The sequence below is a fragment of the Pseudoxanthomonas sp. CCNWLW251 genome (assembly GCF_037402255.1).
GTDB lineage: Bacteria > Pseudomonadota > Gammaproteobacteria > Xanthomonadales > Xanthomonadaceae > Pseudoxanthomonas_A.
Genome location: NZ_JBBEGA010000002.1, coordinates 268,939 through 293,131 on the forward strand (window position 1 = coordinate 268,939; position 24,193 = coordinate 293,131).

Genomic DNA, 24,193 nt, shown 5'->3' on the forward strand with positions numbered 1-24,193 from the left:
GACTCCCGCGATTGCTCGCGTTCTGTTGTTTCCCCTGCCCGATCATTGTCCCGACGCGGGCGTGAACAGCCTGCTAATCCGGACCTTCATTAAGCGCTGCGGATGAGACGCGCGCCCCATTTCGGTGATCGGATCTGCCTTCAAGTACGCGAAGGACCGCCGAAGGCGGTCGCAGGCGTCGTGCCCAAGGAATCTTTCCATCAGGTTATTGACGGGTGAAATTCGTTCGTGCAGAATTCCGCTTCTAACGAAACGCGCCCGTAGCTCAGCTGGATAGAGTACCTGGCTACGAACCAGGCGGTCGGGAGTTCGAATCTCTCCGGGCGCGCCATTTTCGAAACAGGCTGACTTAGGTCAGCCTGTTTTTTTTCGTCCGCGAGAAGAGGAGCGTCGTTCCAGCTCATGCGGACAAAAAGAAGCCCCGCATTGCGGGGCTTCTTTCATCAACTGGCGGAGTGAGAGGGATTCGAACCCTCGATAAGGCTTTTGACCCTATACTCCCTTAGCAGGGGAGCCCCTTCGGCCACTCGGGCATCACTCCGGTTTTTGTCGCACGTTGCAGCCATGCTGCAGCGGCCGCCTAGGATAGCGGCTCACCGCGCAGGCGGCAAACAAATTCACTCCGAAGTGACGTTTTCAGACCCTGCAGGCGAAGCGATCTCTTCGCCGCGCTGGATGCGCTGGTAGATTTCTTCGCGATGCACGGCCACATCCTTGGGCGCGGTGATACCGATACGCACCTGGTTGCCTTTCACGCCAAGCACGGTCACCGTGACCGAATCGCCGATCATCAGGGTTTCGCCGACACGGCGGGTCAAGATCAACATGTTTCTTCTCCGTAATCCGGCAAAGGATAGTGCCGGGGGCGCGCCAGCCTTGTGAAAACCGGCCGACAGCTTCCTGGTACATTCATGAACCTAAAGCATGGTAGCGGCCGGAGGCACACGGCCGCAAGCGCTGAATGACCCCATGACAGGTCAGGCGAGGCGTTGCTGGACCCATGCCGGGACGCCCTCGAGGGCCGCAGCAAGGGCGGGCCCGTCCTCACCACCACCCTGGGCGAGGTCCGGGCGACCACCGCCCTTGCCCCCGATCTGACCGGCGATATGTGACAGTAGTTCCCCCGCCTTGACCCGGCCGGTTGCGGCACCGTTCACGCCCGCCACCAGTGCGGCCTTGCCGTCCGCAGTGCCGGCGAGGACGATCACGGCGTCACCCAGCTGCTGTTTCAGGCGGTCCACGGCATCGCGAAGCGCCTTGGCGTCGAAGCCTTCCAGCCGTGACGCGAGTACGCGGACGCCCGCGATATCGACCGCCCCCCCTGCCAGGTCGGACGTGGCGCTGGAGGCCGCCTTTGCCTTCAGGGACTCCAGTTCGCGCTCGAGCTTCTTCTGCCTGTCGGCAAGAGCCCGGATCTTCTCGACCACTTCACTGGCGTTCCCGCCCAGAAGGCCTGCAGCTTCGGACAGCCGGCGCTCCTCGTCCGCCACGTAGTCCAGGGCACCCTGCCCTGTCACCGCCTCGATGCGTCGCACCCCTGCGGATACGCCACTTTCACCGACCAGCTTGAACAGGCCGATGTCCCCCGTGCGTCCGACGTGGGTGCCGCCACACAGCTCCGTGGAATAGCCGCCCATCTTCAGCACACGTACGTTCTCGCCATATTTTTCGCCAAACAGGGCCATGGCACCGAAATCCAGCGCCTCCTGCATGCCCATGTGATGCACTTCGGCCTCGTTGTTGGCACGGATCTGCGCATTGACGCGGCGCTCGATCTCGGCCAGCTCCGCGGGCGTCATCGGCTGGAAGTGGGAAAAGTCGAAGCGCAGGCGATCCGGCGCGACCAGCGACCCCTTCTGCTGCACATGGGTGCCCAGCACTTCGCGCAGCGCCGCATGCAACAGGTGCGTGGCGGAGTGATTGAGGATGGTGCTGGCGCGACGCGCCGCATCCACCGACGCCACGACGTGGTCACCCACCTTCAACGAACCCTTCGCGACGCGACCTGCGTGGCCGTGGAACTGGCCAGCGAACTTGAGCGTGTCCGCGACATCGAACTCGACACCCTGCTCGGCCAGCACGCCGGTGTCGCCAACCTGGCCACCGGATTCCGCGTAGAAGGGGGTACGGTCCAGGATGACAACGGCCTCGTCACCCGCCTGCACCGCCTGCACCGGGCGCCCATCCTTGAGCAGCGCGACAATCTCCAGGCCGCCGGCATCAAGCTGGTCGTAACCCAGGAATCCAGTAGGCGAAAGCTGCGCCACCAGGTCGGCAGGCAGGCCGGTCGTCGAGGTGAACTTGCCGGCGGCACGCGCGGTTTCGCGCTGCTGCTCCATCGCGGCATCGAAACCCGCCATATCCACAGTCAACCCACGCTCGCGCGCGATATCCGCGGTCAGGTCGACGGGGAAGCCATAGGTGTCATAGAGCCGGAACGCATCGACGCCCGGGATCACGCCATCGGTGACGCGAGAAGCCACATCGTCAAAGATGCGCATGCCCGAATCCAGGGTCTCGGCGAAGCGCTCCTCCTCGGCCTTGAGTGCGCGCTCGACGAGCTCGCGAGCGGCGGGCAGTTCGGGATAGGCATCACCCATCAGGTCCGACAGTGTGCCGACCATCCTGTGGAAGAACGGCTGCCGCACGCCCAGCATCCAACCATGGCGCAGCGCGCGGCGGATGATCCGGCGCAGCACGTAACCGCGCCCTTCATTGGAAGGCAGGACGCCATCGACGATGAGGAAGCTGCAGGCGCGGATATGGTCCGCGATCACGCGCAACGACTTGTTCTCGAGGTCGGCCGTGCCGGTCAGCTCGGACGCCTTGCGGATCAGGCCCTGGAACAGATCGATCTCATAATTCGTGTGGACATGCTGAAGCACGGCTGCCAGGCGCTCCAGTCCCATGCCGGTATCGACACAGGGGGCCGGCAGCGGTATCAGCGTGCCGTCGGGTTGCCGGTCGAACTGCATGAAGACGTTGTTCCAGATCTCGATATAGCGATCACCATCTTCATCCGGCGAGCCCGGAGGACCACCCGCGATGTGGTCGCCATGGTCGTAGAAGATTTCAGTGCAGGGACCGCAGGGGCCGGTATCGGCCATCTGCCAGAAATTGTCCGATGCGTAAGGGGCGCCCTTGTTGTCGCCGATGCGCACGATGCGTTCAGCGGGCAGGCCGATCATGTCATGCCACAGGTCGTAGGCTTCGTCATCGGTGTGATACACCGTGACCAGCAGGCGGTCCTTGGGCAGCTTCCAGACCTCGGTCAGCAATTCCCACGCCCAGCCGATGGCTTCCTTCTTGAAGTAGTCGCCAAACGACCAGTTGCCCAGCATCTCGAAGAAGGTGTGATGGCGGGCCGTATAGCCGACTGAGTCCAGATCGTTGTGCTTGCCGCCTGCGCGAAGGCAGCGCTGCACGTCGGCGGCGCGTACGTAACTCCGCTTCTCGGCACCCAGGAAGACGTCCTTGAACTGCACCATGCCGGAATTGGTGAACAGCAGCGTGGGGTCGTTGCCGGGCACGAGTGAGGCAGACGGCACGATGGTATGGCCCTTCCCGGCAAAGAAATCGAGGAAGTCCTGGCGGATCTGGCGGGTGCTGAAGGTATTGGGAGTGGTCATCTGGCAGGCATTGGCTGGAAGGCGCATCACCGCGCCGCGCTCTCCGCTACATGCGGGTGCGGCAGGGTGGAAGCAACCCAATGCCCTAGATTATCAGGCCGCTCCGTCCCAGTCCTCCGCCTCCAGCCGACTTGCGGCACGGATGGCGGCACCATCGAAGCCGCGTCGGGTCAGGAAATCCGCGATCTTGCGCCGTTGAGCCTGGTCGATCTGGCGGGCTGGACCGAAACGACGGCGGACGAGGTCGCACGCCGCTTCGGTCCAGTCGCCATCGAAGGTGGCCATGGCCGCCGCCACTGCCTCACGGTCCAGCCCATGCGTGGACAGCTCAGCCCTGATCCGTAGCGGACCATAACCACCCGAGGCCCGGCTGCGGACAAGGGCCTCCGCAAAGCGCGTGTCGCTCTGCCAGCCCTCACCTGCCAACCGGTCCACGGCCGATCGCACATCGGCCGCTTCCACTCCACGGGACGTCAATTTTCGGGACAACTCCCGCCGGGAATGCTCCCGACGGGTCAGGAGTCCGAGCGCGCGCTGCAGGGGTGTCTGCTCGACCGGCTTGCGACGGCGGCGTCCCGCCCCCGGTGCATCTCCTGCTTCATCGACCATGACACGCGCCCATCTCACCTGCCGCGATGCTTATTCGCCGTCGTTGTCCGCACTTTCTTCGCGCTGCGCTTCAGCGGGCTGGAACTTCTCACGCAGTTCGGCTTCGAGCTTGGCGGCGATGGCGGGGTTCTCGCGCAGGAAGGTACGGGAATTGTCCTTGCCTTGGCCGATGCGCTCGCTGCCGTAGCTGTACCAGGCGCCCGCCTTCTCCACCAGCTTGGCTTCCACGCCCATGTCGATCAGTTCGCCTTCACGACTGATGCCTTCGCCGTAGAGGATCTCGGTGACGACCTGCTTGAACGGCGGCGCCAGCTTGTTCTTGACCACCTTGATCTTGGTCTGGTTGCCGATGATCTCGTCGCCCTTCTTGATGGCACCGATGCGGCGGATGTCCAGGCGGACCGAGGCGTAGAACTTCAGTGCATTGCCGCCGGTGGTGGTCTCCGGGCTCTGGCCGGGCATCATCACGCCGATCTTCATACGCAACTGGTTGATGAAGATGACGGTGGTGTTGGAGCGCTTGATGTTGCCGGTGAGCTTGCGCAGGGCCTGGCTCATCAGGCGCGCCTGCAGGCCGGGCAACTGGTCGCCCATCTCGCCCTCGATTTCAGCCTTCGGGGTCAGCGCCGCCACGGAGTCGATGACCACGATGTCGATGGATCCGGAGCGCACCAGCATGTCGGCGATTTCCAGCGCCTGTTCGCCGGTATCCGGCTGCGACAGCAGCAGGTCATCCACGTTCACGCCCAGTTTGGCGGCGTAGATCGGGTCCAGCGCATGCTCGGCGTCGATGAATGCGGCCGTGCCGCCCTGCTTCTGGCACTGGGCGATGGCCTGCAGGGTCAGCGTGGTCTTGCCCGAGGATTCCGGACCGTAGATCTCCACCACGCGACCACGCGGCAGTCCGCCGATGCCCAGGGCGATGTCCAGCATCAGCGAGCCGGTGGGGATGATTTCCACGGGCTCGATGACCCGGTCACCCATGCGCATCACCGAGCCCTTGCCGAACTGGCGCTCGATCTGGGTCAGTGCGGCGGAAAGGGCGCGCTTCTTGTTCTCATCCATTGTCGTGGTCCTAGTCAAGGTGGTCAGGTGCGATCAGTGTGGGGAGCGGCCATCGCACAGGCTGCGACGGAACGGGCATGGGAGAAATTAGTTGCTCGCGGGGGCTGCGGGGATCGGCGCTCGCCGCAGTGGGAGGTCGGGAAACACCGTGCTTCGATGCAGGAAGGCATCCCGACCGATCTAGCGCCATGCGTCACCGGTTCGGCCTCACCAGCCCGCAGTACAGGCCTTCGATGGCGAAGTCCTGGTCGGGCAGCACCTCGATGGGGGCGTAGTCGGGATTGCGTGGCAGCAGACGGATGCGGTCCTTGCCGATCTTCAAGAGCTTGACGGTGATGGCGTCGTCGATCCGCGCCACTACGATCTGGCCGGAACGGGCGTCGCGCGTGCGGTGCACCCCGATCAGATCACCATCGAAGATGCCCTCGTCGCGCATCGAATCACCCTTGACCTTCAGCAGGTAGTCCGGCGCGGGTGCGAAGAAGGCGCGATCCAGCAGCACGTAATCGTGGTGCCCTGCGTCCGCGCCGATCGGCGAACCCGCCGCTACCTGCCCCAGGACCGGGACACGCAGGCCGTCTTCGTTGGCGGCGGGAAATGCAAGGTCCGACTGGGGGGGTAACGGTGCCTTGAGCAGGCGGATGCCGCGCGCGCGGCCGGGGACCCGTTCGATGGCCCCCGCCTGTTCCAGCGCCTCCAGGTGGTACTGGGCGGCACGCACGCCTTTGAAGCCGAAGGCCTTGGCGATTTCCGCCTGCGACGGCGGCATGCCCTCGGCTTCCAGCCGTTCGGCAATCAGGGCGAGGATGGCGTGCTGGGTATCGGTCAGATCCATGGTTAGTAGTAATACTACTAACTTCGCCGATTGGCAACCCGGGGAGCGCTAGCGCCTCCCGCTGCGCAGGATCGAGAACAGGATCCACACCCCGCACAGCGCGGCGCCGAGGAAACCCAGCACGCCGAGCGCCATCAGCCACCGGTTGGAAACACCTCCGCCCACGCTGTTCATCACGATCGACGAGCCGATGATCAGGGCGGCCGTGATGATGCCCATCGTCAGGCGGTTGGCAGCCCGGTCCACCTGCTCGCCGAACACCTTGAGCGTATCGACCTCGATATGCATCTGCAGCTTGCCGCGCCGGGCCGACTGCAGCAGTCGATGCACGTCGCGCGGCATGTCGCGCAACAGATCCACCAGCCCGGACAAGGTCCGTCGTCCGCGCCTTACCAGGACATCGGGCGCATAACGCTCCAGCATGGCGCGCTCCAGGTAGGGGCGCGCTTCGCTGGCCATGTCGAAATCCGGGTCGAGCTGGCGCCCCATGCCTTCCAGGGTCAGGAACGCCTTGATCATCAACGCCAGGTCCGCAGGCAGGCTGAGGCCGTGCTCGCGCAGCATCGCGGTGACGTCGCCGAGCATGGCACCCATGCGCAGGTCCTTCAGTGGCACGCCGCGATACTGGTCGACGAAGGCACCGGCGGACTCCTGCAAGCGCAGTTCGTCGACGTCGTTGTTTTCCTCGGTCCAGTCGGACAGGACTTCCGCCACGGCTTCCGGGTCGTGTGCGACCAGGCCATGCAGCAGGCGCACGATCTGGAAGCGGCGCTGCTCGGTGACCCGCCCGACCATGCCGAAATCGATCACGCCGATGGCGCCGTCCGGCATGTAGAAGATGTTGCCGGGGTGCGGATCAGCGTGGAAGAAACCGTCCTCCAGCACCATCTTGAGCACGATCCCCGCCCCGGTGCGCGCGAGCTGCCTGCGGTCCAGCCCCGCCGCATCCACGGCGGCGAGGTCGCGCCCGGGAATGCCGTCCAGGCAGGTCTGCACGTTGAGCCGCTCGCAGGTCCACTCCCAGTAAACGCGCGGGATCACGATGTCCTCGCGGCCGGCGAAATTTTGCGCAATGCGCTCGGCATTGCGGCATTCCGCAGCGAAATCCAGCTCGCGGCGCAGCGAGGCGCTGAACTGCTGCACGATGCGCTGGGGATGGTAGCGGCGCAGTTCGGGAAGATTCTTCTCGACGATGACGGCCAGGTGCTTCAGCAGCCGGAGATCGGCTTCCACCGTGTCGCGGATGCCGGGGCGGCGTATTTTCAGCACCACCGCGCTGCCGTCGGCCAGCCAGGCGCGGTGTGCCTGGGCCAGTGAGGCGGCAGCCAGGGGCTCCTGCTCGATCCGGTCGAAGACCGCTTCGGGATCCGCCCCCAGGTCTTCGCGCAGTTGCGGCAGCACGTCCTCCCATCGCAACGCAGGCACGGCATTCTGCAGCTGGCAGAGTTCGTCGATCCACGTGGGCGACAGCAGGTCTACCCGGGTGGCTATCACCTGGCCCAGCTTCACGAACGTGGGGCCCAGGTCCTGCAACGTGCAGCGCAGCCGCGCAGGCACGTCCATGCGCAGGCGCCCTTCCTCGACCGCCTGCCAGTGCAGCAGGCGCCCCGCCTTCTCCAGCACGCCAGCCATGCCGATGCGCTTGACGACATCGCCGAAGCCCCAGCGGATCAGTACCGACGCGATTTCCTGCAATCGGCCCAGATCGCGCACCGTCCCCAGCGTTTCCCACATCACCGCATTCCTCCGCGGCGGATAACCGCGATCACAGCTTTTCCAACCCGTCGAGCGCGGTCGCTACCGTCTGCCGGCGCACGGCATCGCGATCACCCGAAAACTGGAAAACCTCGGCGCGCGCATAGCCGCCCCGCCGCTTCCAGCCGATCCAGACCGTACCCACCGGCTTGTCCGCGCTACCGCCGCCCGGGCCGGCAATGCCGGTCACGGCGACCGCGACGCTGGCACCCGAACTCACCAGTGCGCCGGACACCATTTCGATCACCGTCTCGCGGCTGACCGCGCCATGCGTCTCCAGCGTCTGCGGCCGCACGCCCAGCAGGGCCTGCTTGGCTTCGTAGCTGTACGCCGCCAAGCCGCAATCGAACCAGTCCGATGAGCCGGCGATATCGGTGACGCACTTGGCGATCCAGCCCCCCGTGCAGCTTTCCGCCGTGACCAGATGATCGCGGCCCTGCCTGAGGCGTTCGCCCAGACGGTGGGCCAGGACGCGCAGTTCTTCATCGGTGGGGACGGACATCATCGGTTCCGGCTGGGGGGCGTGCGTGTTGTAGCCGATTTGTCCGGCGATGTCGCCCCGCCATGCCGCCCCAAAAGAAAACGGCCCGCCTGGGAGGCGGGCCGTTCGCGATGTTCTGCGAAGGGGATCAGTAACGCACGCGCAGGGTCACGCCATACATGCGGGGTGCGCCGAGGAACGCATTGAAGGTGTTGAACGGGTTGTTCGGCGCCGGCGAAACATTCTGCAGCGGCCCATCGAAGCCGACCTGCACGTAGTCCTCGTCGGTGATGTTGGTGCCCCAGAACTCCAGCATCCAGCGCTGGTCCTGCGCGCCGATGCCGAACCGTGCGTTGGCCACGGCGTAGGCATCCTGCATCTTCTCCGGATCCAGATCGGAACCGGTGTTGTACTTGGACACGTACTTGGCCCCGATGTTGAAGCGCGCCATCAGGCTGCCGACGTCCCATTCGTAGGTCAGCGACGCCGAACCGGACCACTTCGGCGCGAAGCTCATCTGCGCGCCGGGCAGCTTGTACAGCGCACCCGTGGGCGCCACGAAATCCCCGCCCGGGATGCTGTCGCCGTACTGCGTGTCGGCGTACATCAGGCCGCCCTGCAGCATGAGGCCGCGGATCGAGCGCGGTTGCCACATCAGCTCGGCATCCAGGCCCTGCGAAGTGACTTCCGGGATCGAGCGCACCACGAAGCTGGTGCCGAGGAAGCTGTTGAGCTGGAAGTCCTCGTACTTCTGGTGGAACAGGGTGGCGTTCAACAACAGGTTGCCATCCAGCCACGTGGTCTTGGCGCCCAGCTCGTAGCTGTCCACGAACTCGCCTGCGAACGAGGTGTCGAGCACCGGCAGGATACCCGTGCCGCCACTGGACAGGCCGTTGGACGACTGCACGCGATCGAGGTTGAAGCCGCCGCCCTTGTAGCCGCGCGCGAACGAACCGTAGGTCATGACGTGCTCGTTCCAGCGGTATGCCGCCTTCAGCGTGCCGGACCATTCCTTCTCTTCACGCTCCTGCACCGTGTCGCGCGTGGGCGCGTTGTGCAGGGGGTTGGCCCACGGCAGGCAGCCGTAGCCGACCACCGTCGGCGCCGCAGCCACCGCCTGCGCCTGGGACAGGCCGCGCGCCATCAGCGCACCCACGACGCCGGCCTGGTTGGCCAGCATCGCGCCGCAGCCCGCACCGCCGTTGGGGTTGCTGTAGTTCGACACCAGCGTCTTCTTCTCGCGGGTGTAGCGCAGGCCCAGGGTAAGGTCGAGCGCATCCGTGGCGTGCCAGGTGTTGTTGGTGAACAGCGCCGTGCTCTTGGCGCTCTGCTCGTAGGTATCCAGCGCCCCCAGGCCGGCGAACACGGTGCCGAACGGGCGGCCCGTCGCCTGCGACAGGAACAGCGGCGCGGTCGGCGACTGGCCCAGGGCCGGATTGATGATCGACAGCAGCGCAACCGACAGATAGGGCTCGTAGTGCGAGCCGATGCGATAGGTCTCGGTACGGTCCAGGTCCTCGTCGGTGTAGAACGCACCGACCATCCAGTCGATGTGGTCGTTGCCGCCCGTCAGGCGGAACTCCTGGCTGAAGGTCTTGAAGCCGGTGAAGGACTCGTCCTCGTCTGCCACGCGGTACAGGATGTCTGCCGTGCTGAAATCGTAGTCCAGGCCGTTGATCGCCTCCCACTCGCGCTGTGCGGTGATCGATGTCAGCGTGGCGCCACCGAACCAGGACGAATCCCAGTTCACCTCGACCGCCACGCCGTTTTCCTTGATGTCCTGCGTGGTCGGACGGTTGCTGTAGGCCACGCGGTCGAACGGATCGTCGCCCGGCGCGGCAACCGCCTTGCCCCCGACCAGGGCGTTGAGGATCGCGGCCGTGGCACCCACGGTGGTCTGCACCGCCGCGCAGCAGTTTTCCTCACGACTGGTGAAGTCACCGGATACCAGGATTTCCAGGTTCTCCGAGGGCTCCAGCAACAGCTTGCCACGCACTGTGTGGAAATTCTGGTCGTTGTCGTCGGTTTCCTGGCGCGGGCCGTTGCCCGTGCGGACATCCATCCAGCCGTCGCGCTTGCGCTTGGCCGCATAGATGTTGAATGCACCCGCTTCGCCCAGCGCGTCGTTGTAGCTGGCGGACACGCCGATCGCGCCGTAGTTGCCGACCGTGACCTCGCCTTCCGCACTCTGCGTGTAGCTCGGGCGACGGGTCACCACATTGATGACGCCGGCCGAGGTGTTCTTGCCGAACACCGTGCCCTGCGGCCCCTTCAACACCTCGATGCGTTCAAGTTGCCCCAGATCACCGAAGCCGACGCTGTTGCGCGGACGGTACACGCCATCGATCACCACGCCGACCGATGATTCCAGGCCGACGTTGTCGCCCACCGTACCGACGCCGCGGATACGGGCGGTGGTGATGGCTTCACTCTGGGTGCTGGTGACAGTCAGGCCGGGCACGAGGACCTGCAGGTCCTTGATGTCGCGCACGCCGGTATCCTGCAGAAGCTGTTCGGACACCGCCGTCACCGCGATCGGCACGTCCTGCATGGCCTCCTCGCGCTTCTGCGCGGTGACCGTCATGGTCGCCAGGGTGGTGGGTTCTTCTTCTGCCGCGGGTGCGGCCTGCTGCGCATACGCATGCGAGCTGGCGCAGAGCGCGGCGAAGACGGCAAGTGAAAGCGCTTTGTGCCTGGGCGATGCGGTGACCATGTTCTCCCCTCCAAGGGTCATGTGCTGGCGACGGGTGCTTGTGTGTTTCCGGATGTAGCGTGCAGTGATGCCGCTGTGGCGAACGCAACTCCCCTTGCGTCAACGCGAAATTAACACCCACTTCACAGCACGGCATTCTGCACTGCGTCGATACGCAGGCCATCACTTTGGCATGGATAAGTCACTGATTTTCCGAACGATCGTGCGGAACTTCGATTACGTCGGGTGCTGCTCGCTGTGCCAGCCCCCAGTTCCACTCCGCGGCCACGCACGCCCAGCCGCTACAATCAGCACCCTTTCGCACTTCCCTTCCCCACAGGCCTCGTGAGCAAAGACAAGTCGGAACACACGCCCCTGATGAAGCAGTTCTTCGCCGCCAAGGCGGAGTACCCGGACCTCCTGCTGTTGTTCCGGATGGGCGACTTCTACGAGCTGTTCTACGACGATGCCCGCAAGGCGGCCCGGCTGCTCGACATCACGCTGACCCAGCGCGGGAGCTCGGGTGGTGCGCCCATCCCGATGGCGGGCGTACCGGTCCATGCCTGCGAGGGCTACCTGGCCCGGCTGGTGGCGCTGGGCGAATCGGTGGCGATCTGCGAGCAGATCGGCGATCCGGCGCTGGCGAAGGGGCTGGTCGAACGGAAAGTGGTGCGGGTGGTCACCCCAGGCACCGTGACCGACGAAGCGCTGCTCAACGAGCGTCGCGATACGCTGCTCATGACCGTCGCGCGCGGCCGCTCGGGCTATGGCCTTGCATGGGCAGACCTGGCCGGTGGTCGCTTCATGGTCAACGAAGTGGACAGCGACGACGCCCTGGAGGCCGAACTCTCCCGCCTGGAGCCGGCCGAACTGCTGGTTCCCGACGAAGAAGGCTGGCCGGCATTCCTGCAGCAGCGCACGGGCGTCCGCCGGCGCGCGCCCTGGCTGTTCGATCCCGACAGCGGCCGGCGGCAGCTGCTGAACTTCTTCGGCCTGCACGATCTCAGCGGCTTCGGCATCGACGACAAACCGCTCGCCACGGGCGCTGCGGGCGCCCTGCTCGGGTACGTGGAAGAAACCCAGAAGCAGCGCCTGCCCCACCTGACCGCGATCGCGGTGGAATCGGCCGGCGATGCCATCGCCATGAACGCGGCCACGCGCCGCCACCTGGAACTCGATACGCGCGTCGACGGCGACACGCGGCACACGCTGCTCGGCGTGCTCGATTCCACCATCACCCCGATGGGGGGGCGCTTGCTGCGTCGCTGGCTGCACCGGCCGCTGCGCGACCAGCGTGTGCTGGGCGAACGCCACCAGGCCGTGGCCACGCTGATCGAACACGGCACCGACCGCGAACTGCGGACGGGCTTCCGTGCGCTGGGCGATGTGGAACGCATCCTCACCCGCGTGGCGTTGCGCTCCGCGCGGCCGCGCGACCTGTCCACGCTGCGCGACGGCCTTGCCCTGTTGCCGGACGTGCGTTCGCACCTGCTGCCACTGGACGCGCCGCGCCTGCAGGCGTTGGCCATGGCGCTCGGTGAGCATGCCGATACCGCATCGCTGCTCCTGGCTGCCATCGCGCCGCAACCGCCGCTGAAACTCAGCGATGGCGGCGTGCTGGCCGATGGCTACGATGCCGAACTGGACGAATTGCGCCAACTCAGCACCCACGCGGACCAGTTCCTGATCGACCTGGAGACCCGGGAGCGTGAGAGCAGCGGCATTCCCACGCTGAAGGTGGGCTACAACCGCGTGCACGGCTACTACATCGAGATCAGCAAGGGCCAGGCCGACAAAGCACCGGTGCACTACACCCGACGGCAGACGCTGACCGGCGCCGAGCGCTACATCACCGAGGAGCTCAAGCAGTTCGAGGACAAGGTGCTGTCGGCGCGCGAGCGCTCGCTGTCGCGCGAGAAGCTGCTGTACGACGCGCTGCTGGACACGCTCAACGAGCGACTCGAACCGCTGAAGCGCTGTGCCGCCGCGCTCAGCGAACTGGATGTGCTCGCCGCCTTCGCCGAGCGGGCGCAGGCGCTGGACTGGACCCAGCCGGAACTCAACGATGTGCCGGGCCTGCGGATCGAGCGCGGCCGCCACCCCGTGGTGGAAGCCGTGCGCAAGGAACCCTTCGAGCCCAACGACCTGCACCTGCACGAAGACCGGCGCATGCTGGTCATCACCGGCCCTAACATGGGCGGCAAGAGCACCTACATGCGGCAGAACGCGCTGATCGTGCTGCTCGCCCACATCGGCAGCTTCGTGCCTGCCTCGCGCGCCGTCATCGGCCCGGTCGACCGCATCCTGACCCGCATCGGTGCGGGCGACGATCTCGCACGCGGGCAGTCCACCTTCATGGTGGAGATGGCGGAGACCAGCTACATCCTGCACCACGCCACCGCGCAATCGCTGGTGCTGATGGACGAAATCGGCCGCGGCACGTCGACCTACGATGGCCTGGCACTGGCCGACGCCGTCGCACGCCATCTCGCCGCGACCAACCGCTGCCACACATTGTTCGCCACCCACTATTTCGAGCTCACCGCGCTGGCCAACGAAACAGGCAGCGGCATCGCCAACGTGCATCTCGATGCCGTCGAACATGGCGATACGCTGGTCTTCATGCACGCGGTGAAGGAAGGCGCCGCGGACCGCAGCTTCGGCCTGCAGGTGGCCGCCCTCGCCGGTCTGCCGAGGACCACGCTGCAGCAGGCCCGTCGCCGCCTGGCCGAACTGGAGCAGCGCGGCCGCGAGACGCACGCCTCGGACATGGCTCCCCAGGCACTCGATGCACCGCAGCAGTTCGCCTTGTTTGCTGCCCGGCCTTCGGCCGCGCAGGAAGCGCTTGCCGCGATCGATCCCGACGAACTGACGCCCAAGCAGGCACTCGAAGCCATGTACCGGCTGAAAGCCCTGCTCTGACCGTTTCGCGAGAACCCCGCGAACGCCATTGGCTGATCCGGTGCATGCCGGCAGGCAGCAGTACAGTGGGACGCGCACGCTCGTACAACATCCGCGTAACGTGCGCGGCGTATCGTCGTATGCGCCACCCGGGGATCGTCGATTGCGCAATGCACCATTGAATCGCGCTATCGAACTCTTCGTCACAAACGATTTTCATTGATCGTTCGCATTGCCTAGTCTGGTCGCCATCCGCCAACGCCCGCAGGACGTCAGCCATGTGCATGCCCGCCATCCGGTACGCCCCGCACGCGCCCACCGTCTCGAAGAACCGCTGGCCCGTTTCGCTCCCCACCCTCCAGCACACGCGGCCGCCCCGCGCCGCTCGCGCGCCGCAGGCATGGCGACCGCAGTCGCCCGCTTGATCCGACTCCTTCCCACCCACACCCGACGGCAAAAGGAAGCACACGCATGACCACCGAATCGAAGTGCCCGTTTCACCAGACCGCTGGCGGCGGCACCGGCAACCGCGACTGGTGGCCCAACCAGCTGCGCGTGGACCTGCTCAACCAGCATTCCTCCCGTTCGAATCCGCTCGACGGCGGTTTCGACTATGCCGAGGCCTTCAACAAGCTCGACTACCACGCACTGAAGAAGGACCTGCGCGACCTGATGACCGATTCGCAGGACTGGTGGCCGGCCGACTTCGGCCACTACGGCGGTCTGTTCATCCGCATGGCCTGGCACAGTGCAGGCACCTACCGCATCGGCGATGGGCGTGGTGGTGGCGGTCGCGGGCAGCAGCGTTTCGCACCCCTCAACAGCTGGCCGGACAACGTCAGCCTGGACAAGGCGCGCCGCCTGCTGTGGCCGGTCAAGCAGAAGTACGGGCAAAGCATCTCCTGGGCCGACCTGATGATCCTGGCCGGCAACGTGGCGCTGGAAACGATGGGCTTCCGCACCTTCGGTTTCGGTGGTGGCCGCGAAGACACCTGGGAACCCGACCAGGACGTGTACTGGGGCCGCGAAACCACCTGGCTCGGCGGTGACGTGCGCTATGCGCATGGTTCCGAAGGCGTCGAGAAGCCGGCCGATGAAGGCGTGCTGGTCTCCGACGACGATGCCGACGGCGACGTGCACTCGCGCCGGCTGGAGAACCCCCTGGCCGCCGTCCAGATGGGCCTGATCTACGTCAACCCGGAAGGTCCCGATGGCAATCCCGATCCGCTGCTGGCCGCCAAGGACATCCGCGACACCTTCGGCCGCATGGCGATGGACGATGAGGAAACCGTCGCCCTGATCGCGGGTGGCCACACCTTCGGCAAGACCCACGGCGCCGGCCCGGCCGACAACGTGGGCGCCGAGCCGGAAGCGGGCGATCTCGAGCAGCAGGGCTTCGGGTGGCACAACAAGTTCGGCAGCGGCAAGGGCCGCGACACGATCACGTCAGGCATCGAAGTGACCTGGACGCAGACGCCGACGCTGTGGAGCAACAAGTTCTTCGAGAACCTGTTCGGCTTCGAATGGGAACTGGAGAAGTCACCGGCCGGCGCGCACCAGTGGGTTGCCAAGGACGCGCCCGAGGATGTGCCGCACGCACACGACGCATCGAAGAAGCAGCGCGTGAAGATGCTGACCACCGACCTGTCGCTGCGCTTCGATCCGATCTACGGGCCCATCTCCAGGCGCTTCCTGGAGAACCCGCAGTCCTTCGCCGATGCCTTCGCGCGCGCATGGTTCAAGTTGACCCATCGCGACATGGGGCCGCGCGTGCGCTACCTCGGCCCGGAAGTACCGAAGGAAGAACTGGTATGGCAGGACCCGCTTCCCAAGGCGGACTACGCCACCGTGGATGCGGCCGACATCGACGCATTGAAGACGAAGATCGCAGCATCGGGGCTGTCGGTACCCGAACTGGTCTCGACCGCGTGGGCGTCGGCCTCGACCTTCCGTGGCGGTGACAAGCGCGGTGGCGCCAATGGCGCGCGCATCCGCCTCGCCCCGCAGAAGGACTGGGCCGTCAACCAGCCCGGGCAGCTGGCGAAAGTGCTGAAGACCCTGGAGCGCATCCAGATGGAGTTCAACCTCGACGCTGCCGGCGGCAAGAAGGTCTCGCTGGCCGACCTGATCGTGCTCGCCGGCGGCGTTGGCGTGGAGCAGGCGGCGAAGGCCGGCGGCATCGATGTCAGCGTGCCGTTCCAGCCCGGCCGCACCGATGCGCGCCAGGACCAGACGGACGTCGAATCGTTCGCCGTGCTCGAACCCTTCGCCGATGGCTTCCGCAACTATCTCAAGGGACGCTCGGTGGTGCCGGCCGAACACCTGCTGGTGGATCGCGCCCAGCTGCTGACGCTGACGGCGCCGGAGATGACGGCCCTGGTCGGCGGCCTGCGCGTGCTGGGTGCGAATGCCGACGGTGGCAGCGAGGGCGTGTTCACCGACAGGCCGGGCGTGCTGAGCAATGACTTCTTCGTCAACCTGCTCGACATGGGCACGGAATGGAAAGCGACCGGCGCGAACCGCTATGAAGGCCGCGATCGCAAGACCGGGGCCGCGAAATGGACCGGTACGCGCGTGGACCTGGTGTTCGGCTCGAACTCCGTCCTGCGCGCGCTCGCAGAGGTTTACGCCAGCGCCGACGGCAAGGAAAAACTGGCAAAGGACTTCGTCGCCGCCTGGACCCGGGTGATGGAACTGGACCGCTTCGACCTCAAGTAAGGCGATCGACCCGATCAGCGTTTGCGTCGCTCTGTCAACGCCGCATGCCCCGAAAGGCATGCGGCGTTGCTGTTTCCGTCGGTCGGCCGACCGCTAGTGTGAGTCGGCGACGGGTCAGATTGGCGCTAGCATGATGCGCCGCTTCCCACCGCGTCCAGGAGGACGACCGCACCATGAGCAACGCATCCCTCGCAGAAGACCTCTTCGCCCAATTGCAGGGCGCGCCGCTGCAGCAGGTGTCGCAGCAACTGGGTATCGGCCAGATGCAGGCATCCAGCGCCATCGGCGCCGCACTCCCGTTGCTGTTGGGCGCATTGGGTCGCAACGCGGCACAGCCGCAGGGTGCGGAGGCACTCTTCGGTGCCCTGCAACGCAACCACGGCGGGCTGGACATCGGCAGCGTGCTGGGCGCGGTGCTGGGTGGCGCTTCTTCGCCGCAGGCCAACGGTGCGGGCATCCTCGGGCATGTCTTCGGCGGCCAGCAGAACCGTGCAGAACTGGGCCTGGGCCAGGCGACCGGGCTGGGTGGCGAACGTGCAGGCCAGTTGTTGAAGATCCTCGCCCCCATCGTGCTCGCCTTCCTCGCCCAGCGCATGAGCCAGGGCAGCGCGCAGAACAACCCGCTGGGACTGGCTGAAGTGCTGGGACAGGAACAGCGCCAGGTGCAGCAACAGGGCGGTCTGGGCGGCGGATTGCTTGGCGCCGTGCTGGACCAGGACGGCGATGGCCAACTCGGCCTGGGCGATATCCTCAAGATCGGCAGCGGCATGTTCGGCGGCGGACGCTGATCCGCTTCCACGTAGCGCACAGTTGCAACCAGGAAGGGCGCCATCGGCGCCCTTCTTCCGTTTCAGGCGCGGGTACGGCTACAGCGCATCGATGTCGCCCAACGCACGGATCAGGCGACGCGCGCGCTTGTCCGGTCGCGACTGCGGCGCCTGGTAACCGGCACGCTCCGCACGGCGCGCCGCGAGTGCGGCCTCACGCCGCTGCCTTGAGGCTGCCGATTCGGAATACAGCGCCTGCGCCAATGCGGCCGAACCGCGACGGTCACTCAGCGCAAGCACCTCGATCTCGAAGACCTCCTCACCTCGCGTGATCGCCAGCACATCGCCCACGCGCACCGCACGCGACGACTTCGCGCGCTGCCCGGCCGCGTCGACCTTGCCGGTCTCGACCGCCTGCTTGGCCAGGCTTCGGGTCCTGAAGAAGCGTGCTGCCCAGAGCCAGAGATCCAGGCGCACGGTTGCAGTGGGGAGTTCAGTCATCGTGATCGAGGAACAACAGGTGCATGAGCGTCATGCCGCGGCGCCGGGATTCCGCCGCGGAATCCACCCGCCGGAAACGCGAACGGCCACCCGGAGGTGGCCGTTCCTGCAGCGCTATCCAGCCAGCCGTTACTCGGCGGCGGAAGCCGCCGCAGCGGCGGCCTGGCGGGCGACCTTGGCGGCGGCGTTGGCAGCCAGATCTTCCTTGATGCGGGCGGCCTTGCCTTCCAGTTCGCGCAGGTAGTACAGCTTGCCGGCGCGGACCTTGCCGCGGCGCTTCACTTCGACCGAGTCGATGGTGGCGCTGTGGGTCTGGAACACGCGCTCGACGCCGTAGCCGTGCGAGATCTTGCGGACGGTGAACGCGGAGTTCAGGCCGGCGTTCTTCTTGGCGATGACAACGCCTTCGTACGCCTGCACGCGCTCACGGTTGCCTTCCTTCACTTTCACGTTGACGACCACGGTGTCACCGGGGCCGAACGCGGGCAGCTCGCGCGTGATCTGGGAGGCTTCGAATTCCTGGAGGAGCTTGCTCATGTTGGCACCAATGCTTGTATGCGTGATTGTGTCTTGCGACAACGAAAACTGATGCAGTCGCCGAATTGCGCCGCACGATATTGTTATGGGATCCGGGGGCGTGAACCGCCCAAGGGTCGCGCATTCTACCGGATTCCCGGCCGGACTGGCTACCCTGCCCCGTCCCCGCCGGCCTGACCTGCCCGGAAGGCCGCCAGCAGGGCCTTGTCGGCCTTGGTCAGGCCCGCCTCGTCCAGCAGGTCGGGCCGGCGCAACCAGGTGCGCCCCAGCGCCTGCTGGCGACGCCAGCGGGCGATGGCGGCATGGTCGCCGGATCGCAGGACCGCCGGGACGTCACCCAACGGGTGGCTGGACGGGTGGGTGAAATGGGGGCAATCGAGCAGGCCATCGCCTTCGAAACTGTCCTGGATGGCCGAATCCGCATCGTTCAGGGCACCGTCCTGCAGACGGCCGACCGCGTCGATGACCACGGCGGCCGCCAGTTCTCCCCCGGACAGCACGTAGTCGCCGATGGACAGCTCCTCGTCCACCTCGGCATCGAGGAAACGCTCGTCCACGCCCTCGTAGCGGCCGCACAGCAGGATCATGCGCGGCAGCGCGGCCAGTTCGCGCGCCTTCTTCTGGGTCAGCGGCGCACCCTGGGGGCTCAGGTAGATCAGTGGCGCCGGTGCGGCATCCGCGGCACGGACCGCCTCCAGGCAGGCCTGCAGCGGCTCGATCATCATCACCATCCCGGGACCGCCACCGAAGGGACGATCATCCACGCGTCGATAGCCGCCGCTGGCGTAGTCGCGCGGGTTCCAGCCATGCAGCGACAGCAGCCCGCGTTCCTGCGCGCGTCCGACCACGCCCACGGCGGCGGCCTGGGCGATGAACTCGGGGAACAGGGTCATGACGTCGATACGCATGGCGATCGGCTGCAACTTGGGTGGGGACGCAGGGTAACCGCCACGGCGGTCGCCCGCGAGGCGGCTAGAACTCGGGATCCCAGTCCACGGTGACCACGCCCGCCTCGAAATCCACCGAGCGGACGTAATCGGGATCGACGAACGGAATCAGGCGCTCGCGGTCGCCCCGCGCGACCAGTACGTCGTTGGCACCGGTCGAGAACAGGTGCGAGACGGTGCCGAAATCGGTGCCGTCCACGTTGACCACGCGCAGGCCTTCCAGATCAACCCAGTAGAACTCGCCGGCACTCGGCGGCGGCAAAGACGACCGCGGGACGAAGATCTCCAGTCCGCGCATGGCCTCCACCTCACCACGGTCTTCCACGCCCGGCAGCGTGGCCACCAGGTGCTTGCCCGATGCCTTGCCACGGGCCCCCATGAATTCGCGTTCGGCGCCGCTGGCGTCGCGCAGCGTCCACGGCTGGTAGCGGAAGATGGCCTCGCGCGGCTCGGTCCAGGATTCGATCTTGATCTGGCCACGCACACCAAAAGCGCCCAGAAGCCTTCCCAGCAGAATCATCTTCTGCGGAGTCGGTGGGCGCTCGGTGTTCATGCGTACGGAAGGCCGCGCGGTCTGCGCGGCCAAGACCATCAGGCCGCCGGAGCGGTCTTGATTTCCTTGTACAGGTTGCGGACCTTCTCGGTCAGCTGCGCACCGTTGCCGACCCAATGGTCGACACGGGCCACGTCGAGTTCGACGCGCTTTTCGTTGCCGGCGGCGACCGGGTTGTAGTAACCCACGCGCTCGATGTTGCGGCCGTCACGCGCGCTGCGCGAGTCGGTGACGATGATGTGGTAGAAGGGGCGCTTCTTCGCGCCGCCGCGGGTGAGACGGATCTTGACCATGGTGTTTTCCAGTGTTGCCCAGTCGCCAGAATGGCGAGGTAAGCCGGCTATTCTAAGCCATTGAATCGGTCAGGAAAACCCACCCCCGGACAGGTCGCCCGGACGGTCAGGCCAGCGGCTCCCAGGGCACGGCATCCAGCGCCCTCTTCAATACCCCCATGAGGGCGGTATCAAGGCCCCATGCGACGCCATCGACGGCCACCACCGGCTGCAGGCCACTGGCATTGCAGGCGAATCCCGCCCGGTACCGGCCCAGCTCGGCCAGCGGGATAGGCCCGCACCGCTGCGGGACGCCCACCTCTTCCAGCGCCTGTCGCAGCAACCGCTCGGCCGTGCCGCGCAATGCCGGCCCCTCGGGCCAGGTCACCGTTTCTCCCTCCCACAGGCCCAGGTTCCAGATCGACCCCTCGACCACCTGCCCGGCCGGATCGACGAACAGTGCGTCGTCGTATCCGTCCGCCACCGCCTGGCGGCGGTAGTGGAACAGCGGGAAGGTGCCCACGTGCTTGTACTGCGGCAAGGGCCGTACGAACGGATAGGACTTCACCCGCAGCGCGGGCTTGTCCGGCGATGACGGCGGCGCCAGCGACACCAGTACGTCGGGGGTGACGATTCGCGCAGGATCGCGGTAGTCGAACCGCGTGGAAAACACGGTGATGCGCACCGACGCATCGCGCAGGCCAGCCTGCTCCATCACCTGCGCGGCCTGCTTCAATGCATTGTCGCCGTCCAGCCCGCTGCCGAACAGCGCGAGCGTGGCCTCTTCCAGTCGCCGCACATGCAGCGCACGTCCCTGCACCGCGCCATCGCGCACTTGCATCGAGGTGAAGTGGCCATAGTTGGCCAATGCCAATGCGCGCAGGTCGTCGGCGGTGGCGGGTTTGCCGTTGAGGAACGCCGAGATCATGCGGGCGCCTTCTGATTCCCTTGTAGGAGCGACGTCAGTCGCGACCGCATGCCAACAGAGCGCATGGTGCTTCGTTCTCGCGGTCGCGACTGACGTCGCTCCCACAACAGGCAGAAAGCCTCAACGGAACGGCATGCCGCCGCGCGCGCCCATCATGCCCTTCATGTTGCGCATCAGGCCCTTCATGCCGCCGCCGGCCAGCTTGCCCATCATCTTTTCCATCTGCTGGTACTGCTTCATCAGCTTGTTGACGTCCGCCGGGGTCAGGCCGGCGCCCTTGGCGATGCGGGAACGGCGCGAACCGTTCAGCAGCGCGGGGTTGCGGCGCTCCTTCTTCGTCATCGAGTTGATGATGGCGATCATGCGCGGCACTTCCTTGCCCTGCTGCACCTGCTGCTTCACGTGCTCGGGGATCTGGCCCATGCCCGGCAGCTTGTCCATCAGGCCGCTGATGCCGCCCATGTTCTGCATCTGCTCCAACTGGTCGCGCATGTCGTTGAGGTCGAACTTCTTGCCCTTGATGACCTTGGCCGCCAGCTTCTCGGCCTTCTCGCGGTCGACGTTCTGCTCGACCTGCTCCACCAGCGACAGCACGTCGCCCATGTCGAGGATGCGGTTGGCCACGCGCTCGGGGTGGAACACGTCCAGCCCGTCGGGCTTCTCGCCCACGCCGATGAACTTGATCGGCTTGCCGGTGATGTAGCGCACCGACAGCGCCGCGCCACCGCGCGCATCACCATCGGTTTTGGTGAGCACCACGCCGGTCAGCGGCAGCGCTTCGCTGAAGGCCTTGGCGGTGTTGGCGGCGTCCTGGCCGGTCATCGCGTCGACGACGAACAGCGTCTCCACCGGCTTCACCGCCGCGTGCAGGCCCTTGATCTCGGCCATCATGGCCTCGTCGATCGCCAGGCGGCCGGCGGTATCGACGATCAGCACGTCGACGAAGGACTTCTTCGCATCGTCGATGGCGGCGCGGACGATGGCTTCCGGCTTCTGGCCGGCATCGGACGGGAAGAACAGCACGTCGACCTGCTGGGCGAGCGTCTTCAGCTGCTCGATCGCGGCCGGACGGTAGACGTCCGCGCTGACCACCATCACCTTCTTCTTGCGCTTCTCGCGCAGGTGCTTGGCCAGCTTGCCGACGGTCGTGGTCTTGCCGGCACCCTGCAGGCCGGCCATCAGGATGACGGCGGGCGCGGGCACGTTGAGGTTCAGGTCGCTGGCCTGCGAGCCCATCACCGCGGTCAGCTCATCGCGCACGACCTTGATCAGCGCCTGGCCCGGGGTCAGCGACTTCAGCACTTCCTGGCCGACGGCGCGCACCTTGATCCGCTCGATCAGCGCCTGCACCACCGGCAGCGCCACGTCGGCTTCCAGCAGGGCGATGCGGACTTCGCGGGTAGCCTCGCGGATGTTCTCCTCGCTCAGGCGGCCGCGGCCACGGAGGCGTTCGATGGTGCCGGAGAGGCGCTGGGTCAGGGATTCGAACATGGGGGAAGGGACCGGGGAAAATCGGACCGGAATTATATGCGGTCGCGCCGCGCCCGCCCCCTGCCTTCCTGCCGGCCCGCTGTGCGACACTGCTCCGATGACAGTCATTCTCATTGCCGTCGCGCTTTACCTGTTCGCCACCGGCCTGCTGGTCCGCTCCGTCGGCCGCGATCCGGGCGAGGGCATGCGCCTGTGGCTGTGGCCCGCGGTCGGCGGCGTGCTGCTGCACGGCGCCTATCACCTGCTGGTGGCCTGGCGGACGCCGGGCGGCCCGGACATGCACTTCTTCGCGGCCCTGTCCCTGGTGTCGCTGGGCATGGCGGTGATGACCCTGCTGGTCGCCATCCAGGGCCGCATGGCCGCCCTCGGCGTGGTGGCGTTCCCACTGGCCGCGTTGCTGCTGGTGGTCTACCACCTGTACGGGCACCGGGCCTCCAGTGGACTGGACTGGCGCCTACAACTGCACGCCTGGCTCGCGCTGCTCGCCTACGCGGCGCTGGCCATCGCCGCCTTGCTGGCGCTGATGCTGTGGGCGCAGGAACGCGCCCTGCGCCGGCGCGAGTTCTACCTCTGGCTGCGTGCCCTTCCGCCGCTGACCGAACTGGAAGACCTGCTGTTCCGCACGATCACGGTCGGCTTCATCCTGCTGACCGCCACGCTGCTGACCGGCGTGCTCTTCGTCGAGAACTTCCTGGTCCAGAAGCTCACCCACAAGACCGTGCTGAGTGTGCTGTCGTGGCTGACCTTCGGCGCCCTGCTGGTCGGACGCTGGCGCTACGGCTGGCGCGGTGCGAAGGCCGTGCACTGGACGCTGACGGCCATGGCGCTGTTGCTGCTGGCGTTCTTCGGCAGCAAGTTCGTGTACGAGATGGTGCTGAGGCGGGCTTGAGTACGCCGCTGGGCGACCGGATCCTGAAGGTCGATCACGCGGGCGAAAACGGCGCGGTCAACATCTATCGTGCACAGATCCTGGTGTCGCAGTGGACCGCGCCGCAGCTGGTGCCACTGCTCCGGCATTTCCTCGATCACGAACTCGGTCATCGCACCCTGTTTCACGATCGCCTCCAGGCACGCGGTGTCCGTCGCTGCCGCAGCTATGCGCTGTGCGGTGTCGGCGGCTGGACGTTGGGATTGGTGACCGGCCTGCTGGGACCATCCGCCATCGCGGCCACCACGTATGCCGTCGAAAGCGTGGTGCTGCGGCACCTGATGGCGCAACGGCAGCAGCTCGCGTCCACCGACGCGGATGCCTTCGATGCGGTGTCTCGCATCGTCGTGGAAGAACAGGAGCATCACGATCACGGCCGTGACGCGATGCACTCCGGCGCTTTCTGGCCGCCGATCCTGACCCCGATCGTGCGCGTCTCGACGGAAGCGATGATCTGGCTGGGAATGCGGCTCTGATGCTCGTCGCGACCTGCTTCTTGTAGGAGCGACGTAAGTCGCGACCGCGAGATCGACACACCTTGGAGGGTTGGCGCGCGCGTCAGCCGTGCGGTCGCGACTTACGTC

General features: G+C 66.2%; 20 protein-coding genes and 2 tRNA genes. 6 read left to right on the top strand and 16 right to left on the bottom strand.

Going from position 1 to position 24,193, the window contains the following annotated elements; translation table 11 throughout:
- The first annotated feature begins 254 nt into the window (after window positions 1-254).
- Window positions 255-331, top strand: a tRNA-Arg gene (locus WBN46_RS08185).
- Between the two features lie 117 nt (window positions 332-448).
- Here the strand turns inward: WBN46_RS08185 and WBN46_RS08190 are convergent.
- The 9 genes from WBN46_RS08190 to WBN46_RS08230 all read right to left on the bottom strand — a co-directional run bounded on the left by WBN46_RS08190 (window position 449) and on the right by WBN46_RS08230 (window position 11,087).
- Window positions 449-541, bottom strand: a tRNA-Ser gene (locus WBN46_RS08190).
- 76 nt (window positions 542-617) lie between these two features.
- Window positions 618-827, bottom strand: coding sequence for a carbon storage regulator CsrA (csrA, locus tag WBN46_RS08195; RefSeq protein ID WP_142124622.1), 210 nt, complete (start codon window positions 825-827; stop codon window positions 618-620).
- A 150-nt stretch (window positions 828-977) separates the two neighbouring features.
- A complete protein-coding gene (alaS, locus tag WBN46_RS08200; RefSeq protein WP_337731105.1) occupies window positions 978-3,629 on the bottom strand; it encodes an alanine--tRNA ligase in 2,652 nt (883 codons plus the stop codon).
- A 93-nt stretch (window positions 3,630-3,722) separates the two neighbouring features.
- Window positions 3,723-4,238, bottom strand: coding sequence for a recombination regulator RecX (gene recX / locus WBN46_RS08205; protein WP_337731106.1), 516 nt, complete (start codon window positions 4,236-4,238; stop codon window positions 3,723-3,725).
- 30 nt (window positions 4,239-4,268) lie between these two features.
- Window positions 4,269-5,303: a recombinase RecA gene (recA, locus tag WBN46_RS08210; protein WP_192201519.1), complete on the bottom strand. Its 1,035-nt coding sequence runs from the start codon at window positions 5,301-5,303 to the stop codon at window positions 4,269-4,271.
- 193 nt (window positions 5,304-5,496) lie between these two features.
- Window positions 5,497-6,138 (bottom strand): transcriptional repressor LexA, encoded by a 642-nt coding sequence (gene lexA / locus WBN46_RS08215; RefSeq protein ID WP_337731107.1) that lies wholly within the window; start codon window positions 6,136-6,138, stop codon window positions 5,497-5,499.
- Between the two features lie 48 nt (window positions 6,139-6,186).
- Complete coding sequence (locus WBN46_RS08220) at window positions 6,187-7,872, bottom strand: AarF/UbiB family protein (RefSeq protein WP_337731108.1); 1,686 nt, start codon at window positions 7,870-7,872, stop codon at window positions 6,187-6,189.
- A gap of 31 nt (window positions 7,873-7,903) precedes the next feature.
- Window positions 7,904-8,395, bottom strand: a complete 492-nt coding sequence (locus WBN46_RS08225) for a CinA family protein (RefSeq protein ID WP_337731109.1) — start codon at window positions 8,393-8,395, stop codon at window positions 7,904-7,906.
- A 127-nt stretch (window positions 8,396-8,522) separates the two neighbouring features.
- Window positions 8,523-11,087: a TonB-dependent receptor gene (locus WBN46_RS08230; RefSeq protein ID WP_337731110.1), complete on the bottom strand. Its 2,565-nt coding sequence runs from the start codon at window positions 11,085-11,087 to the stop codon at window positions 8,523-8,525.
- 357 nt (window positions 11,088-11,444) lie between these two features.
- Here WBN46_RS08230 and mutS point away from each other — a divergent pair, with 357 nt between their 5' ends.
- The 3 genes from mutS to WBN46_RS08245 all read left to right on the top strand — a co-directional run bounded on the left by mutS (window position 11,445) and on the right by WBN46_RS08245 (window position 17,473).
- Window positions 11,445-13,988, top strand: a complete 2,544-nt coding sequence (gene mutS, locus WBN46_RS08235) for a DNA mismatch repair protein MutS (RefSeq protein ID WP_337731900.1) — start codon at window positions 11,445-11,447, stop codon at window positions 13,986-13,988.
- Between the two features lie 450 nt (window positions 13,989-14,438).
- The gene (gene katG / locus WBN46_RS08240; RefSeq protein ID WP_337731111.1) at window positions 14,439-16,685 is read left to right on the top strand and encodes a catalase/peroxidase HPI; all 2,247 of its coding nucleotides are present in this window, start codon (window positions 14,439-14,441) and stop codon (window positions 16,683-16,685) included.
- 173 nt (window positions 16,686-16,858) lie between these two features.
- Window positions 16,859-17,473 (top strand): DUF937 domain-containing protein, encoded by a 615-nt coding sequence (locus WBN46_RS08245; protein WP_192201526.1) that lies wholly within the window; start codon window positions 16,859-16,861, stop codon window positions 17,471-17,473.
- Window positions 17,474-17,551: 78 nt separating this feature from the next.
- Here the strand turns inward: WBN46_RS08245 and WBN46_RS08250 are convergent, their stop codons facing one another.
- The 7 genes from WBN46_RS08250 to ffh form a co-directional block, all read right to left on the bottom strand.
- The gene (locus tag WBN46_RS08250) at window positions 17,552-17,953 is read right to left on the bottom strand and encodes an RNA-binding S4 domain-containing protein (RefSeq protein WP_337731112.1); all 402 of its coding nucleotides are present in this window, start codon (window positions 17,951-17,953) and stop codon (window positions 17,552-17,554) included.
- A gap of 129 nt (window positions 17,954-18,082) precedes the next feature.
- Entirely contained in the window at window positions 18,083-18,490 is a 408-nt protein-coding gene (gene rplS, locus WBN46_RS08255; protein ID WP_192201528.1) for a 50S ribosomal protein L19, read from the bottom strand.
- A 149-nt stretch (window positions 18,491-18,639) separates the two neighbouring features.
- Window positions 18,640-19,398: a tRNA (guanosine(37)-N1)-methyltransferase TrmD gene (gene trmD, locus WBN46_RS08260; RefSeq protein WP_337731113.1), complete on the bottom strand. Its 759-nt coding sequence runs from the start codon at window positions 19,396-19,398 to the stop codon at window positions 18,640-18,642.
- A gap of 64 nt (window positions 19,399-19,462) precedes the next feature.
- Window positions 19,463-19,990, bottom strand: coding sequence for a ribosome maturation factor RimM (rimM, locus tag WBN46_RS08265; RefSeq protein ID WP_337731114.1), 528 nt, complete (start codon window positions 19,988-19,990; stop codon window positions 19,463-19,465).
- A 38-nt stretch (window positions 19,991-20,028) separates the two neighbouring features.
- Complete coding sequence (gene rpsP / locus WBN46_RS08270; RefSeq protein ID WP_142124374.1) at window positions 20,029-20,283, bottom strand: 30S ribosomal protein S16; 255 nt, start codon at window positions 20,281-20,283, stop codon at window positions 20,029-20,031.
- Between the two features lie 106 nt (window positions 20,284-20,389).
- The gene (locus WBN46_RS08275; protein ID WP_337731115.1) at window positions 20,390-21,190 is read right to left on the bottom strand and encodes an aminotransferase class IV family protein; all 801 of its coding nucleotides are present in this window, start codon (window positions 21,188-21,190) and stop codon (window positions 20,390-20,392) included.
- A 120-nt stretch (window positions 21,191-21,310) separates the two neighbouring features.
- On the bottom strand, window positions 21,311-22,681 hold the full coding sequence (gene ffh, locus WBN46_RS08280) for a signal recognition particle protein (RefSeq protein ID WP_337731116.1): 1,371 nt from the start codon (window positions 22,679-22,681) through the stop codon (window positions 21,311-21,313).
- Window positions 22,682-22,778: 97 nt separating this feature from the next.
- Here ffh and ccsA point away from each other — a divergent pair, with 97 nt between their 5' ends.
- The gene (ccsA, locus tag WBN46_RS08285) at window positions 22,779-23,570 is read left to right on the top strand and encodes a cytochrome c biogenesis protein CcsA (protein WP_337731117.1); all 792 of its coding nucleotides are present in this window, start codon (window positions 22,779-22,781) and stop codon (window positions 23,568-23,570) included.
- Window positions 23,567-24,085, top strand: coding sequence for a demethoxyubiquinone hydroxylase family protein (locus WBN46_RS08290; protein WP_337731118.1), 519 nt, complete (start codon window positions 23,567-23,569; stop codon window positions 24,083-24,085). The genes ccsA and WBN46_RS08290 overlap by 4 nt, the downstream gene beginning before the upstream one ends.
- The last annotated feature ends 108 nt before the right edge of the window (window positions 24,086-24,193 follow it).